12 protein-coding genes are annotated in these 14,830 nt (G+C 48.1%); 6 read left to right on the top strand and 6 right to left on the bottom strand.

Features of this window, described 5'->3' with window-relative positions; translation table 11 throughout:
• Positions 1-102: 102 nt before the first annotated feature.
• Positions 103-765 carry a vWA domain-containing protein gene (locus I1H34_RS23795; protein ID WP_212663366.1) on the bottom strand — a complete coding sequence of 221 codons (663 nt, stop codon included), beginning with the start codon at positions 763-765 and terminating at the stop codon, positions 103-105.
• A gap of 278 nt (positions 766-1,043) precedes the next feature.
• Entirely contained in the window at positions 1,044-3,305 is a 2,262-nt protein-coding gene (locus I1H34_RS23790; protein ID WP_212663365.1) for a RelA/SpoT family protein, read from the bottom strand.
• 247 nt (positions 3,306-3,552) lie between these two features.
• On the opposite strand from I1H34_RS23790, the gene I1H34_RS23785 reads away from it, so the two are divergent.
• Genes I1H34_RS23785 through I1H34_RS23775 form a run of 3 tightly spaced genes read left to right on the top strand, consistent with a single transcriptional unit; the run spans position 3,553 to position 7,030 of the window.
• Entirely contained in the window at positions 3,553-6,147 is a 2,595-nt protein-coding gene (locus tag I1H34_RS23785) for a DNA polymerase III subunit alpha (RefSeq protein ID WP_212663364.1), read from the top strand.
• Between the two features lie 22 nt (positions 6,148-6,169).
• A complete protein-coding gene (locus I1H34_RS23780) occupies positions 6,170-6,571 on the top strand; it encodes a DUF7674 family protein (protein ID WP_212663363.1) in 402 nt (133 codons plus the stop codon).
• A 3-nt stretch (positions 6,572-6,574) separates the two neighbouring features.
• Entirely contained in the window at positions 6,575-7,030 is a 456-nt protein-coding gene (locus tag I1H34_RS23775; RefSeq protein ID WP_212663362.1) for a hypothetical protein, read from the top strand.
• Between the two features lie 151 nt (positions 7,031-7,181).
• Here I1H34_RS23775 and I1H34_RS23770 read toward each other — a convergent pair whose 3' ends face one another.
• The 4 genes from I1H34_RS23770 to I1H34_RS23755 form a co-directional block, all read right to left on the bottom strand.
• Entirely contained in the window at positions 7,182-7,544 is a 363-nt protein-coding gene (locus tag I1H34_RS23770; RefSeq protein WP_212663361.1) for a hypothetical protein, read from the bottom strand.
• 23 nt (positions 7,545-7,567) lie between these two features.
• Positions 7,568-8,386, bottom strand: coding sequence for a tetratricopeptide repeat protein (locus I1H34_RS23765; RefSeq protein ID WP_212663360.1), 819 nt, complete (start codon positions 8,384-8,386; stop codon positions 7,568-7,570).
• A gap of 192 nt (positions 8,387-8,578) precedes the next feature.
• Entirely contained in the window at positions 8,579-9,727 is a 1,149-nt protein-coding gene (locus I1H34_RS23760; RefSeq protein WP_249369557.1) for a DUF1822 family protein, read from the bottom strand.
• A 5-nt stretch (positions 9,728-9,732) separates the two neighbouring features.
• Positions 9,733-10,959: a sigma-70 family RNA polymerase sigma factor gene (locus I1H34_RS23755; RefSeq protein ID WP_212663358.1), complete on the bottom strand. Its 1,227-nt coding sequence runs from the start codon at positions 10,957-10,959 to the stop codon at positions 9,733-9,735.
• Positions 10,960-11,059: 100 nt separating this feature from the next.
• On the opposite strand from I1H34_RS23755, the gene I1H34_RS23750 reads away from it, so the two are divergent.
• The 3 genes from I1H34_RS23750 (at position 11,060) to I1H34_RS23745 (ending at position 14,811) form a co-directional block, all read left to right on the top strand.
• Positions 11,060-11,758 (top strand): hypothetical protein, encoded by a 699-nt coding sequence (locus tag I1H34_RS23750; RefSeq protein WP_249369555.1) that lies wholly within the window; start codon positions 11,060-11,062, stop codon positions 11,756-11,758.
• 74 nt (positions 11,759-11,832) lie between these two features.
• Positions 11,833-11,982, top strand: a complete 150-nt coding sequence (locus I1H34_RS32280; protein ID WP_249369553.1) for a hypothetical protein — start codon at positions 11,833-11,835, stop codon at positions 11,980-11,982.
• Positions 11,983-12,222: 240 nt separating this feature from the next.
• Entirely contained in the window at positions 12,223-14,811 is a 2,589-nt protein-coding gene (locus I1H34_RS23745) for an AAA-like domain-containing protein (protein ID WP_212663357.1), read from the top strand.
• The last annotated feature ends 19 nt before the right edge of the window (positions 14,812-14,830 follow it).

The following is a 14,830-nucleotide window of genomic DNA, read 5'->3' as shown; positions in this document are numbered from 1 at the left end:
CTCTCCTTTTGGGTGCGAAAAATAATGATAGGTAGGATGCGGAAGCTGGAGATGCACCAAACATCAAAGTCTGACGCCCTCACAAGTCTCCGTCTCTGATGTTTAAGTTGCGATTTGTCCCCAACCAACGGGGGGTAAAGCAACCATATCTCCGCCTACGGTGCTGCTAGACACACGCACCATAGAGTCACTTAACCAGAGAAACATGGACCGAAAATCTAGCCCGTTTAGCATTAAGGGTGGGCGCTCAGGAGGCGAAATTTGGTTCAAGATGGCCATATCTGCACCCTGGACACCCACGGCAAAGAAAGATAACTTTCGCTGGGCTTCAGCGCTCTTAAGGCGTTCAGAAGCTTGCTGCCAAGGAGAGTCAGGATTGGGGGCACCGTCAGTAATCAAGAAAACCCAAGGTCGATAATATTGAATGCCATTGTTGCGATAGGTGGCTTTGCGATTTTCTAGTAAATCCAAGGCATAACTTAGAGCCTCACCCATAGGCGTTAGACCGTGAGCTTCCAGTTGTAGCGGTACAAATTGGTCAATGGTCACAAAATCTTGAACAAGTTCTACAGGTCCAAAACTGACAATGGCGACGTCAACCCGCAATGCGGCTTGCTCATCCTGAATGACCGCTTCTTTGAAAGCATCTAAGCCACTATTCAAAGCATCCATGGGGGCACCGCTCATGGAGCTAGAGGTATCCACCAATAAAATAACGGGGCAACGATTCTCAGGGTTTTCAACGAATTCTGGTTGTCCAATCATTTAGATTTTCTCGAAATTAGGAGTGATAAATTGCATTTTTATAAACCCCCCGACCACAGAACCTGATTTAAGGTCCACACAACTTAGCGGTTATCAACAGGCCATACCCACATTTTCAGTAGGCTAGCATAGTCTGGCTAAGCACTAATGCTTACTAAAATCTTAGTGAGGTGACTCAGCAAAGGTTTAGTAAAAATTAACGATTTTCGCTCCATCATAACCTATGGTACTGCTGATTTCGCCACCCCATGGATTATGGAGGCGTACATGGCTGTATTTCAGTCTTCAACCTGGCTGAGACGTCTTAGTTTGAGAACATCACTCATTTTTCGGATTTGGGCGCAAATTTGGTCTAATTGATTGCAATGTTCGATGTGTAGCCCCAGATTAATCACCGCAGTTTGCCCTGGGAAGGTTTTGACTTGGGCGTTATAGACATTGACTCTGCTATCGGTCAGACGGGTCAAAATATCTTTGAGAATACCAACCCGATCGATGACTTCGATTTGAACTTCAATGGGATAGGTATAGCGGCGGCTTTGTTGGGAGGGGTGGGCCGGGTTCCAACTGACGGGAATCAGCCGATCTCCTGGAATATTGCCGACATTTTTGCAGCCTTGGCGGTGAATAGAAATCCCTCGATTACTGAGGGTGACCGCCCCAATAATGGGCTCACCGGGAACGGGATGACAGCAACCGGCCATATGGTAGACCAATCCTTCAACTCCCGTAATTGGAGAGTCCCCGGAGCTGGGGAGTGGTCTGGGGCTGGCTTGAGTGGGTAAATTAACGTCTGTTAGATCTGAGGTCGCTGGTTCGGCCTCGGCTTGCTGGCTCCGAATGGTTTCTCGCAGCCGATTGGTGACAGAATTGAGGGTCACTTCACCGTAGCCTAGGGCAGCCAGCAAATCTTCAGGGGTTTGGTAGTTGCATCGATTGGCAACCGTCAGCATCGGCTCAGATTTGAGTAAGGCATCGAAACCTTTCTTCCCCAGCGCTTTTTCCAGCATCTCTCGGCCGCGGAGGATATTTTCTTCTCGGTGGGAGCGTTTATACCATTGCCGAATTCGGTTGCGGGCAGCATTGCTAGCAGCAAAATTGAGCCAATCCAAGCTGGGATGGGCACTATTTTGGGTCATGATTTCGACAATGTCGCCATTATCGAGGGGGGTGTCGAGGGTGACCATGCGTCCATTGACACGAGCTCCAAAGCAGTGGTTACCGACTTCGGTATGAATCCGATAGGCGAAATCCACGGGGGTTGCCCCTTGGGTGAGATCAATCAGATCGCCTTTTGGGGTAAAAACATAAACTTCGCTGTCAAATAAGTTGTCTTTGACGCTGTCTAGATATTCTTGGGCGTCTTTGAGATCGCTTTGCCATTCTAATAATTGACGCAGCCAGGTAAACTTTTCGTCATCAGGACTCCAAGAGGCTTTACCGAGCTGATTGGATGACTCTTTGTATTTCCAATGGGCGGCAATTCCATACTCCGCAATATGGTGCATTGCTTCGGTGCGGATTTGCACTTCCAGGGGCCGTCCCCCTAAGCCAATGACGACAGTATGGAGAGACTGGTAGCGGTTGGGTTTCGGTAAGCCAATATAGTCTTTAAATCGTCCAGGGATAGGACGAAAACAATCATGGACAACGGCTAGGGCACGATAACATTCTTCGTTCGTTTTGACGATGACTCGCACGGCGGCGACATCATAAATTTCATGAAATTCCTTTTGTTGCCGCTCCATTTTCTGGCTAATACTAAACAGATGTTTAGGGCGGCCAGAAATGTCTAGGTGGTGGGAGCAAATGGGTTCAAGCCGATCATGCAAAATGGTGATCGCTTGCTCAATATGTTCCTCGCGATCGACTCGCTTATCAGCAACCAGCTGCTGCATTCTGCGATAGGTGTCGGGCTCAAGATACTTAAAGGCTAGATCTTCTAATTCCCATTTGAAGCGCCAGATTCCGAGGCGATTGGCCAGGGGAGCAAATACATCTCGCGTTTCCTGAGCGATACGTTTCTGCTTAACGGGGGGCAGATGCTCTAGGGTCCGCATATTGTGGAGACGGTCGGCTAGTTTAACTACAATCACGCGAATGTCTTGGGCCATGGCCAAGAACATGCGGCGAAAGTTTTCGGCTTCCCGCTCGGTTTTGGTCGAAAAATTAAATTTAGAGAGTTTCGTAACGCCTTCAACTAGCTGTCGGACTTCTAGTCCAAACTCAGATTCGATGGTTTCTGGGGTGACGTCTGTGTCTTCAACGACATCGTGGAGGAAGCCTGCAGCAATCATGGCTGCGCTACCGCCTAGATCTCTTAGGAGCTCGGCAACAGAGACCGGATGAGCGATATAGGGTTCTCCCGAAGCTCGATGCTGGCCTTCATGGAGCTGGTAACCAAAGTTAAAAGCGCGACAAATCAGGTTTTGTTCTGCAACACCATCTCTGTCTTCAGCACCATCGACCTCCAGCATACATTCCTGTAGCCAAGTGGGCAGTTCGAGGTCGGTCGGTGAGACTGTAGCTTTCAGATTCATGCTACGTCGGGATACGGAGAAGACAGTTTAAACAAATCTTAACAGAGGCAGGACCCCTATGGATTAGCTTTTATAAAAGTGCAATCTTAATTTATTTATATAAACTCTATTTTACCCAACTCCGGGTCAGCTGCTGCAGGCGGTCGAGAAATCCCTATGCAGTGGGCAATCACAAATAATGTCGGGACTGTAGTCGTTGCGATCGCAATCCGTTACCCTATAGCCAGGTTTAGCAGGAAAGTGGCCAATGTCTTTTGTGGGTTTGCATATTCACAGTGACTATAGTCTTTTGGATGGGGCCAGTCAGCTGCCGGATTTGGTATCTCGCGCCGTTGAACTCAATATGCCCGCCATTGCCTTGACGGATCATGGGGTGATGTATGGGGCGATTGGCTTGATCAAAACCTGCAAGAAGCAGGGGATTAAGCCCATTGTCGGCAACGAAATGTACGTGATCAATGGGGATATCACTAAGCAGGAGCGGCGGCCTCGCTATCACCAGGTGGTGTTGGCGAAGAACAAGACAGGCTACCAAAATCTGGTTAAACTCACCACGATTTCTAGCCTGAATGGCGTCCAAGGGCGCGGCATTTTTTCTCGACCCTGTATTAATAAAGACCTGCTGGAAGAGCACCATGAAGGGCTGATTGTCACCAGTGCCTGCCTAGGGGGCGAGATTCCCCAGGCGATTATGAAGGAAAAGCCGGATATCGCTCGACGGATTGCCAAATGGTACAAAGCGCTGTTTGGGGATGACTATTACCTAGAAATTCAAGACCACGGTTCCCAGGAAGATCGGGTGGTGAATGTGGAGCTGGTGCGCATTGCCCAGGAACTGGATATTAAGGTAATTGCCACTAATGACTCCCACTTTATCTCTTGCTATGACGTGGAGTCCCATGATGCCCTCCTTTGTATCCAGACGGGCAAGCTCATTACAGAAGACAAGCGTCTTCGCTATAGCGGTACTGAGTATCTGAAAACTGCTGACGAGATGGCTTTGATGTTTCGGGACCACTTAGAGGATGACGTGATTGCCACTGCGATCGCAACCACCCTAGAAGTAGCTGAAAAGGTCGAAACCTACGATATCTTCCGCGACCCCCAAAGTCCTGACTACGAAGTACCGGAAGGCTATACTGCTGAAACTTACCTGGAAGAGGTGACCTGGGATGGCCTATTGGAGCGGTGCGAATGCAAAGCCCGCCCAGAGGTGACGGATGTCTATAAGGAACGTTTGGAATACGAGCTAGAGATGCTCCAGCAGATGGGCTTTTCTACTTATTTCTTGGTGGTGTGGGATTACATCAAATATGCCCGCGACCATAATATTCCTGTGGGACCAGGGCGAGGCAGTGCTGCAGGTTCTCTGGTGGCCTATGCCTTAGGGATTACGAATATCGATCCCGTTCATCATGGCCTGCTATTTGAGCGATTTCTGAATCCAGAACGGAAGTCGATGCCTGACGTTGATACGGATTTCTGCATCGAAAAACGGGAAGAAATGATTGACTACGTTACCCGCAAGTATGGCGAAGATCGGGTGGCGCAAATTATCACCTTTAACCGCATGACTTCCAAAGCAGTACTCAAAGACGTGGCCCGAGTGCTGGATATTCCTTATGGGGATGCCGATCGGATGGCGAAGCTGATTCCGGTGGCCCGAGGAAAACCGGCAAAGCTGAAGGTAATGATTTCAGACGAAACGCCAGCCCCGGAGTTTAAGGAAAGATACGACAAGGATCAGATTGTGCGCCGCTGGCTGGATATGGCGATTCGGATTGAGGGCACCAACAAAACCTTTGGGGTCCATGCAGCGGGCGTTGTAATTGCCTCAGAACCCTTGGATCAACTGGTGCCCCTGCAGCGTAATAACGAGGGCGCGGTGATTACCCAGTATTTCATGGAAGATTTGGAATCTTTGGGCCTGCTAAAAATGGACTTCTTGGGCCTCAAAAACCTGACGATGATCCAGAAAACAACCGACTTGCTCAAGAAGAATCGGCAGCTCGATCTAGACATCGATCGGGTACCCATGAATGACCCAGAAGCATTTCAACTGTTAGCACGGGGAGAATTGGAAGGAATTTTTCAGTTAGAGTCTTCGGGGATGCGCCAGGTCGTCAAAGATCTCAAGCCGTCTAACTTAGAGGATATTTCTTCGATTCTGGCTCTCTATCGACCGGGTCCTTTGGATGCGGGGCTGATTCCCAAATTTATTAACCGTAAACATGGGCGGGAAAAGATTGATTATCCCCATGAATTGATCAAGCCGATCCTAGAAGAGACCTATGGCATTATGGTCTATCAGGAGCAGATCATGAAGATTGCTCAGGATATGGCGGGCTACTCTCTGGGAGAAGCTGACCTGTTGCGACGGGCGATGGGTAAAAAGAAAGTGGCGGAGATGGAGAAACATCGGGAGATCTTCATTGAAGGGGCTTTCAAGAAGGGTGTTGACAAAAAAATCTCTGAAGATTTGTTCGAGCAAATGGTGTTGTTTGCTGAATATTGTCTGAGCTATGACACGCCTGTGTTGACGTTGGAGTATGGTTGGCTGCCCATTGGCCAGGTGGTACAGGAGCAAATTGAATGTCAAGTCTTTTCGATTGATGAGCGAGGACATCTGTATACGCAACCGATTGCTCAATGGCACCATCGCGGCCAGCAGGAGGTGTTTGAATATGCCCTGGAAGATGGCTCGACGATTCAAGCGACGGCGGAACATCAGTTTATGACGATGGATGGACAGATGTATCCGATTCAGCAGATTTTTGAGGAAGGGTTGAGTTTGAAGCAGTTACCATTGCCTTGGCAGGCAGGTTTACAGCAGGCTAGTTAAACGTGTCTAGGAGATTTGGGAGGTGATTACACGAATTGAGATGATGACCCCGATGCTTAAGGCGACCCCAACCTTTGGACCCGTTTGGAATGAGTTTTTAGCAAAATGGGATGACGAAAAAGAATCACTACCGATCTATCTCATACTCAGTGATTTGGCGAGGCACATAACCAAATTAATAGCGAGTGGTTCAACCGCAGAATTGGTAAAGGTTTGTAGAGTTATTGAAACGTGGTGTGATGACGGGGATGCCGAGGTCCAAGAAGCAGTAACTGTTGGTTTGCTAGAGGATTTGCAAAATACTAATGTAGTTGACATAGGCAAATCTGAAAAGATTGAGCAGTATCTTGGTCCTCAATCGACACGAGAGTGGCAAAAGGTGCAATCTTTTTGGGCCAGGGGAGAGCTGATTTGTGATGACTAAATTATGGGTGTAAGTCTTTCCCTTTATAGAGTGGCTAATAGCTTCTTGAACATTCCTTCCAGTCAGAGAATATCAGAATTAAATGAGGAGGTAGTATTGCCATTTGGCAGTCGCTCCCATATCGTTGAACTTCTCTGTGCCGCATCAGGATTTAGCCATAATCATGCTGAGGGAACAACTCCACCCTTGGCATGGATTAATTATTGGTATCAGCCGGATAATATTGATGGTCGAATTTTGACCTATAAAATATGCAATGATCCGGTATCGTGCATCACGGTAAAACGAGCATATTTGGAAGACTTTTTACCGATTATTCGTGTGTTAAAGGATCTGGAGCCATTTCTAGTTCTTCATCCAGGCGATGGTAGGCTCATTATCCCTCATGAATTTAAGTATTCAATGGAAGAATGGTTCCAAAAAAGTTCTGTAGGAGATGCACGGAATTTTAATTACTAATAGTGACTCAAGCTAGCCTCGATCTTGGCTTCTGTCTTAATGGGTAATCAGATGGAAATAATCTCAGTGAAAGAGGATTTTTTTGAGGTTGGCAATATTCAGGAATGAGACCTATTCACTACGTTTCTAGGTTCGCCTCAGAGATATTTTGTCACTCGATAGAGTTTGATAGAGAAATACTGGATATGGCGATGCGAATCAGTTGTAATGTATTTGCATCATGCCCAGTGATCATCAGCAAGACTTCAAGATCGCCATGTTCCCACCACACATATCGCAATGCGCTCTGGTATTCAAAGAAGTATTTTTGAGGGCTAAGATCTGTCTCTTGTTCAGATCTTAAACCACTATAAATAGGCTGACCCAGTACCAAACATAGCTCTTGCTCCGTGGTGACATAGTCTATATCGCTTGTCCAATGACCGAGTGAGACAAGCTCAACGTCGAATTCGCCAATATCCCTTTCAGTTTTCTGGCGCTCTAGTAACCTCTGAAGAGTCTCGACAACATTCATAGTTTGAGGTTGAGGTTTATATCTTACTTCCAGAATTGCCACCATTTTTTTGTCAGATGTTGTTGGCACTGCTGGCAAATGCTAACGGGTGATCCTTTGAATGAGACAACGACGCCTTCATCGAACGGCTGACCACATACCCTACAGTTTGATAGATCGAGGCTAGTGGATAGTATGGTTTCCGTAGAGCTTGCAGCACCGCCTTGGCGTAAGTGGTTAATGTAGCTTAATTCATTCAGTGCGACTTCATTGTCTGACTCAATCTTGAGTGAAGACTGAAATGCCAATTCTGCATTATCGAGATCACCCATTTCAATCAACACAAACCCACGACCACGCAGAGCGATGGCTAAATCATGGGCGCTAACGTATGCACTGATTTCCGTGATTTGCCCATAAAGGGCGAGTGCTTCTTCTTTGCGACCTTCACTCACCAAGGCTTTTGCCTTTTCACAGGAGAATTTGGGATTTTTGGGTTCGAGTGCTTGGCCTTTCTCAAGGTACTCGATGGCTTTGTCGAATTGTTGATGCTTTACGCAGAGAAATCCCATATGGAAGTAGGCACGGGGATAAGCGTTACTCAGCCATTTGATAGTCTTATTTGCGCGCCCGTGATGTTTTTCCCAGGTGACATAGTGAATAAAGGTAGTCTCGTCCCAGAACTTAATGGAGATGACATCACCAGTCTCTTCAGTGTTGGCATAGTCTGATGGTGTATTGGCAATAACGCCTAGCAACAGAGTTTCTGCTTCATCTAAACGGCTAGATGTTATCGATTGAAGTGCAGCATCAACCTTGTCCACATCAGCGGATTCAATATCGGTAAGTGAGGGGGAAGTCATAGGATGGTCGAAGTACCGCAAAATATTAGGCGTTGGATGACTCATTCAAGTCTGCACAGGACTCTACCTTCGGCACAAAATGTAGGAAGGTTGTACCAGCCTGTACTCTTAACGTGCCCGAGTGAAGTATTCAATTTGCATGAATATTTTAGACGATGTAGCTTATTCAATTATGTGAATAAGCTACATCGTCTAAAACCTTAGAATTTCTTGGTCATACAGGTCTGATTGTGGTTCTGTTATCCAAACTAGACCTTCCCCAGACTCCAAAGCGACATCAATATAGAGCCGATCTACGGACTCAGAGGCTTGATCCTCATTCCCCTCAAAAGATTCAAGGTCTTCCGTTAGTAATCGCAGCACAAAACCGGCTGGAATCATGGCACCAGGAGTTACAGGTCGAAGTTCAAACCGCCACGCTGAATCAGTTTCCACTGCATAGATATTCAACTCATAGGGCTGACCCTCAATCTGTAACTGTCGCGCAATCGCTGCAATTGGTGTTGAGGGTTGATCGCCTCGGGCAGCAGAGAGTTGGGGTTGTAACGTAATAGATTGCCAGCCCATCTGTTGCGCCAGATTTGTCATCCCCGTTTGCAGCCATTGCCCCACTGAAAGCTGTTCAGTGATGCCGCATCGTTGTGCCGCTAAGTGCTGTCGCCAACCACCGTGATCTATTAAGCTGCCCCATTGTTCAAAAGGAATGGATAGGCGAGGAGTAACGATATCTGCATTGCCGAGCCGTTGAATAAGTTGATCAGCTTGTACCTTGGAGAGTGCTGGCAACGGATTAACTGCTGCTTGAGTGACCTCTTGGGGATTGAATTGCTGAGTTAACCAGAGCACATTCAGATCTGGGGTGAGATCAGTATCGTTGAGAGAGTAGGTGCGATCGCGCCAATCGTATTGCCCCTGTCCTTTGAGCTGTAAGTGTTTGGTAAATCCCCCTAATCTCACCCAGCCCTCATCCAGATTGACCTGCACTGCCACATAGTAATCTGCTATCCAGTCGGGAATATCCACCCATTCTTGGGGAACCCGCAGTTCATCTAAATCGATACTTTCCGTGGGAATCAACACCAGTTTCTGCGAGCCGACTTGAATAGGGGTTCCCGCTACTACTGCCCAAATACTCTGCAAGGAAGGTAACTTCAGGGCCGAGATTGACCGTAAATTATGATCTTCCCGCAACCAAGGCAGCACCGTTTCCAAACAGATCAAATGCAAGTAGGTCTGCCAGCGATTGGGCGCTGCCCCTAGGCTCTGTTGCCAACATCGCGATTGAATCGCGGCATCAATTTCTAAATAAGTAGAGTCAAATAAGGCTAAATCAGACGTCATGATCATCACTCTAATGCAGGGGCAGTGGGGGCAGGTTCACCGTAGTGTCCCGTCAGCCATTCTTCCAGGGAAGAACTCATAGCTTTGAGTACGTCCGAGTCGGGTGAAATATGCAGAGTATCTTGGCTCCAGGTGGCTAAAGCTGTCAACAGTGTCTTGCGGAGCTTGGTTAATCGCCGGGAAATGGTGTATTGCTTCATCTCTAATTTCTCGGCAATTTGCTGTTGGGTATAGGCTTGGGAGTAATAGAGCTGCAAAAGTGATTGAGACGGCTGATCCAAGTCCTGAATGGCTGCTGTTAAGACCTTGCCGATTTGCTGGTGCTGGTTTTGTCTTGTTTGTATCGTTTCTGTGGCGATCATCTCTTCTAGTAAGGATGTCTGTTCTGTATTGGGCAATTGATCCAGGAATTCTCCCGCGTCTTGTCCCGGTCTGGGTGTATTGATGGAAATTTGGGATGGGTAGAGGTAGGCTCTGGCTGCTTTGGTACAGGTCATTAGGATGGCTTCGAGATCCTCAACCGTGATGGCAGCAGTATTCGGGGGTAATTGTGTGGTGCGTTCTTGGTTGTATTGAGTTGCGATCGCAACCCAAACCGCAGCCCCTGGTTTCTCCAATTTCTGAGTCCCCGTCGCCTGTTCAGGAACATAAATTGCCTTAAAGCTAGTCCAGGCTAAAACATAACTATCAATCGTTTCTTGAGGCAAACCATTATTTTTCAAGGCTTCGACCAGCCGCTTCTGACTTAGCTTTCGTAGCAAAGCCCAATCACTGCAAATATCAATTTCGCGGCGTTGCCGTAGCGTTTCCCGCATTAAGCTGGCGAAGGTGGCGCTGGCATAATTTTGCAGATTAAAGCCTTGATCGGAATTGAAGCCCTTGAGGATCTTGTCCACCTGCGCCATGGCGATTTGAAAATAGTCACTCACCCCATAGCGGCTGCTGCTAAACCGAGTCGCCGTTTTCTGGGCGGTCCAATAACAAGTTTCCTGTAAATAAGCCGATAAATGGCCTGCCGAAACCTGCTGCGAGTCGGGCTGAAATTCCGCTCGCCACAGCTTATGCCAGTACAGGGACCAAAACTTCGCCGACAGATCGGCTTTCTGAGATTGCTCAAGGTGGATCTGCATACTGCGACGCAGCTTTGAATCACTGGCCCAAGTTTGGACATGATCGGTCTCAAGTTGCAGAAAGGTGGAAAAGATTGCCAGCAGTGCAGTCCGAGGTTGCATGTATCCCAATGTTCAGCAGCGTGCATAAACCAACCGTGTTGGTCCTAAGAGAACAGTACAAGCTAATTCTTCTCAACGCTGACGACTACAAGGAACTGTAATGATGCTGAAACAAACGGCTGGCTCTGCTCATCCTGCACCTAACAAACTGCAAGTATTTCTAATGGCTTGCCTGGTGGTTGGGATGAATCCCCTCGCTAGTCTCGCCTCCGAGGCTAATCCCACCCCAACAGAAGACATTCCTATCTCTTTGGGAACTGAACCATCTGAGTTAACTGAAGAATTGCTCACAGAAGATTGTCTGCCCACGATGAGCGAAAGTAAGGAAACCAAAGTTGAAGCAACTGGTGAGGATGCTCAAGAAGGCCTAGAACCTACTGAACTTTGTTCCCCTGTGGCAGTTGATTCCCTTGCAGAAGATGAATTTGCTAACGCAGATGACACAGCCTTGGTAGAAGAGACGCAAGACTCTAGCGGTCCTGCCATCAATGTCAATATCAATATCGGTACTGAAGGCCCCCTCATTGGGATCGGGGCTTCTGGGAATGACAATGCATTCCCACCCGATGATGACTTTGGTGAACATCCAGACCCTGGTTTAGCCGAACCTGTTGAGGAAGGATTACCCGCAGTTCCAGAAGCAATCCCTGCGGGTCCCAAGGTATTGGTTCCCACTAAAGCCATTAAATCTCCCTCCAAACAGCCAAAAGGCTTAGTTCGCAAGACTAGACTTCAGAACAATAAGTCCTTGCAAAAGAAACGGTATCGCCTCAAGCCAGGAACTCGACGGGTAAGGTAAAGTCCAAGCGCGTTCAGCCCAGTGCTCGTCGCCTCAAAATACTTCGTAAAAAAATCAAGTTCAATCGTCGCCCCATGAAATCTTTAGGGAAGCGCCTTAAAACGAATCGGCGGCGGATGAAGTCAACGGGGCGGCGCATTCGTCCTACCCTGCGTCGTTCCCCGACCCAAAAGCGTCAATTTCGCAGAATCAAAACCGTTAGACCGATGATGCGGCGTCCCTAAAAGACCTGCAGGATCTGGCCTCCTACTGAGAGTCTTAATCAAGCCGATGTCAAAATCACTACAACCGTATCCTCAAGCAGTTAGGATACGGTTGGGTTTTGGTATTTGCCGACAATCCAACCTCCTCTTTGCTCGCCAAACGCGTGACAATAGGTCTAGTACAGATCCCTGATCAACTGTGTTGATGGTCTGTAGTGGTTGAGAAAAGACAGTACACCTCTCACATAAGCATTACAGAGTATGCTCGGTCGAACCCTCGGTGGACGATATCAAGTTCAGGAAACCTTAGGCGGCGGTAGTTTTGGTCAGACTTATCTGGCTGTGGATATTCATCGTCCCGATCGCCCCCAATGTGTGGTCAAGCATCTCAAGCCGGCGAAACGAGATCCTGAGTTTTTACCGAAAGCACGGTCTCTATTTGAGCGGGAAGCCGTCATGCTGGAGAAATTAGGAAGTCATGATCAGATTACTCGTTTATTAGCCTATTTTGAGGAAAAACAAGAGTTTTATCTCGTTCAGGAATATATCCCCGGTCACTTACTGCGCAAAGAATTACCCCAGGGCTGTCAATGGTCAGAAGAACAGGTCACTCAACTCCTGCAGGATATTTTGTCGATTCTGGCCTTCATTAACCAATTCAATGTCATTCACCGCGATATCAAGCCAGAAAATATTATTCGTCGGCAGCAGGATGGTCGGCTGGTCCTGATCGACTTTGGTGCCGTCAAGCAGCTGCGTAAAGAACTGAGTAGTGATCCCCATCAACCCTTACCGGTTGGGGGAACGATTGCCATTGGCACCCCTGGCTATATGGCTCCTGAACAGGCCCAGGGCCGTCCCCGAGCGAATAGCGATCTTTATGCTTTAGGCATGATTGGGATTGAGGCCTTTATTGGTAAAAACCCGACCCAATTTACCCAAACAGCCCAGGGCGAGATTGACTGGCAGGAAGAAGTGTCTGTTAGCCCAGCCCTTGCGGATGTGCTACAGCAAATGGTCCGCTACCACTTTCAATATCGGTATCAATCTGCAGAAGAGGTCTTAAAAGAACTCCAAGCCCAACCCTCGTCAGGATGGTTCCAAAAAGTTGGCAAAATCTTGCGATCGCCCGTACAAAACTTTTGGGCTGGCGATGCTGACCCCACTGTAGAACGTAGCTATCAAACCACCCCGCAAGTGGCTCGTCCGGCTGATTTCCCCAAGGGCTCCTTAGGATCAGATTCCCTTGCCGCTGATCCGGAAAGTGCGACTCAACCGTTGGCGGAAGTGACTAGCCAGGTTTTTATTAGTGCGTTGAATCGGGAACCCGAGCTGCAGGTTGCTAAGGACTTATTTGAAGCGGTTAAAGGGGCAGGCTATCAGCCGTTTATGTCTACCCAGAGCCTGGAGCTAAAAGAGAATTGGGCGCAGCATATTGATCACGCTCTCAAGGCTTGTGACTTTTATGTCTTGCTCTTGTCTCGGGCCTCGGCCCATAGCGAGTTGATGCTGCAGGAAGTGCGAGCGGTCAAAGCATTGCATCAGAGTCGTTCGGAACAGCGACCTCAAATTGTGCCCATTCGGGTTGATTTGCCGATGGATGGTTCCTTGAATTACGAATTACGAGGATATTTGCATCGGCTGCAGCAGCGCATTTGGCGATCGGCCAGCGATACGCCCAACCTGGTCCAAGACATTTTGGCAACCTTGGATGCCAGTGCTTCAGTGACTCGAACCGCTGAACAAGTGAGTTCGGGTTCATTCCCCACGGTGCCGCCACCCAAGCAAAAATCCGATGCGCCCCCATTACCCGTCGCTGAGCCAGAATTGCCAGAAGGACAGGTGAATGTAGCATCGGCGTTTTATATTGAGCGTCCCCCCATTGAAATCCGCTGTGCGGAAACTGTAGTGCAACCTGGGTCGTTAATTCGCATCAAAGCTCCTCGGCAAATGGGTAAAACTTCACTTATGGCTAGAATTCTCCATGAAGCCTCCAGCCAAGGGTTGAATACGGTGTCGTTAAATTTGCAATTGGCGGATGGCAAGGTATTTACGGATCTGGACAAGCTCTTGCAGTGGCTCTGTGCGAGTGTCAGTCGCAGATTGCGTTTGCCCAATCGAATTTCTGAAACTTGGGACGACATTTTTGGCAGTAAATACAATTGCACCGCTTATTTCGAAGAGTATATTCTGCCTGATTTAGATGGCCCCTTGACCTTGGCCCTCGATGAAGTGGATCGAGTGTTTGAATATCCTGAGATTGCCAGCGACTTTTTTGGTTTGCTGCGGGCTTGGCATGAAGAAGCCAAAAACCAAGAAATCTGGCAGAAATTGCGGCTTATCGTCGTTCATGCAACTGAGGTCTATATTCCCCTCAACACCAATCAGTCCCCCTTTAATGTCGGCTTACCCATTGATTTACCAGAATTCTCTTTAGCGCAAATTAGCCAACTGGCAGAGCTACATCACTTGGATTGGGATGAAGCTCAGATTACCCAGCTTCAAACCCTCATAGGTGGCCATCCCTATCTGATCCGACTGGCCCTGTATCACGTTGCCAAGGGAGATATGAGTTTAGACCAACTGCTGGAAACAGCTCCGACGGAAGCAGGACTATTCCGCGATCATCTAAGGGGCCATTGGTGGAATTTGCAACAGCATCAACAATTGGCAAAATCCTTTATTGCCGCTGTTACGGCTGAACAGGCTATCTCTCTAGAACCCTCTGTGTTGTTTAAGCTGCACAGTTTAGGTCTCATTCAACTGGTTGGGAATGGGGCGCAACCCCGTTGCGATCTCTATCGTCAATATTTTGCAACGGTGGCGGCAGAGCAAGGGGCCAGGGAATGAGGGTGATATTTTGTGACTA

The sequence above is a fragment of the Acaryochloris marina S15 genome, assembly GCF_018336915.1.
In the GTDB taxonomy this organism is placed as follows: Bacteria; Cyanobacteriota; Cyanobacteriia; order Thermosynechococcales; family Thermosynechococcaceae; genus Acaryochloris; species Acaryochloris marina_A.
Note: the sequence above shows the minus strand (reverse complement) of the source record. Positions and strands in the feature narration are given on the sequence as shown.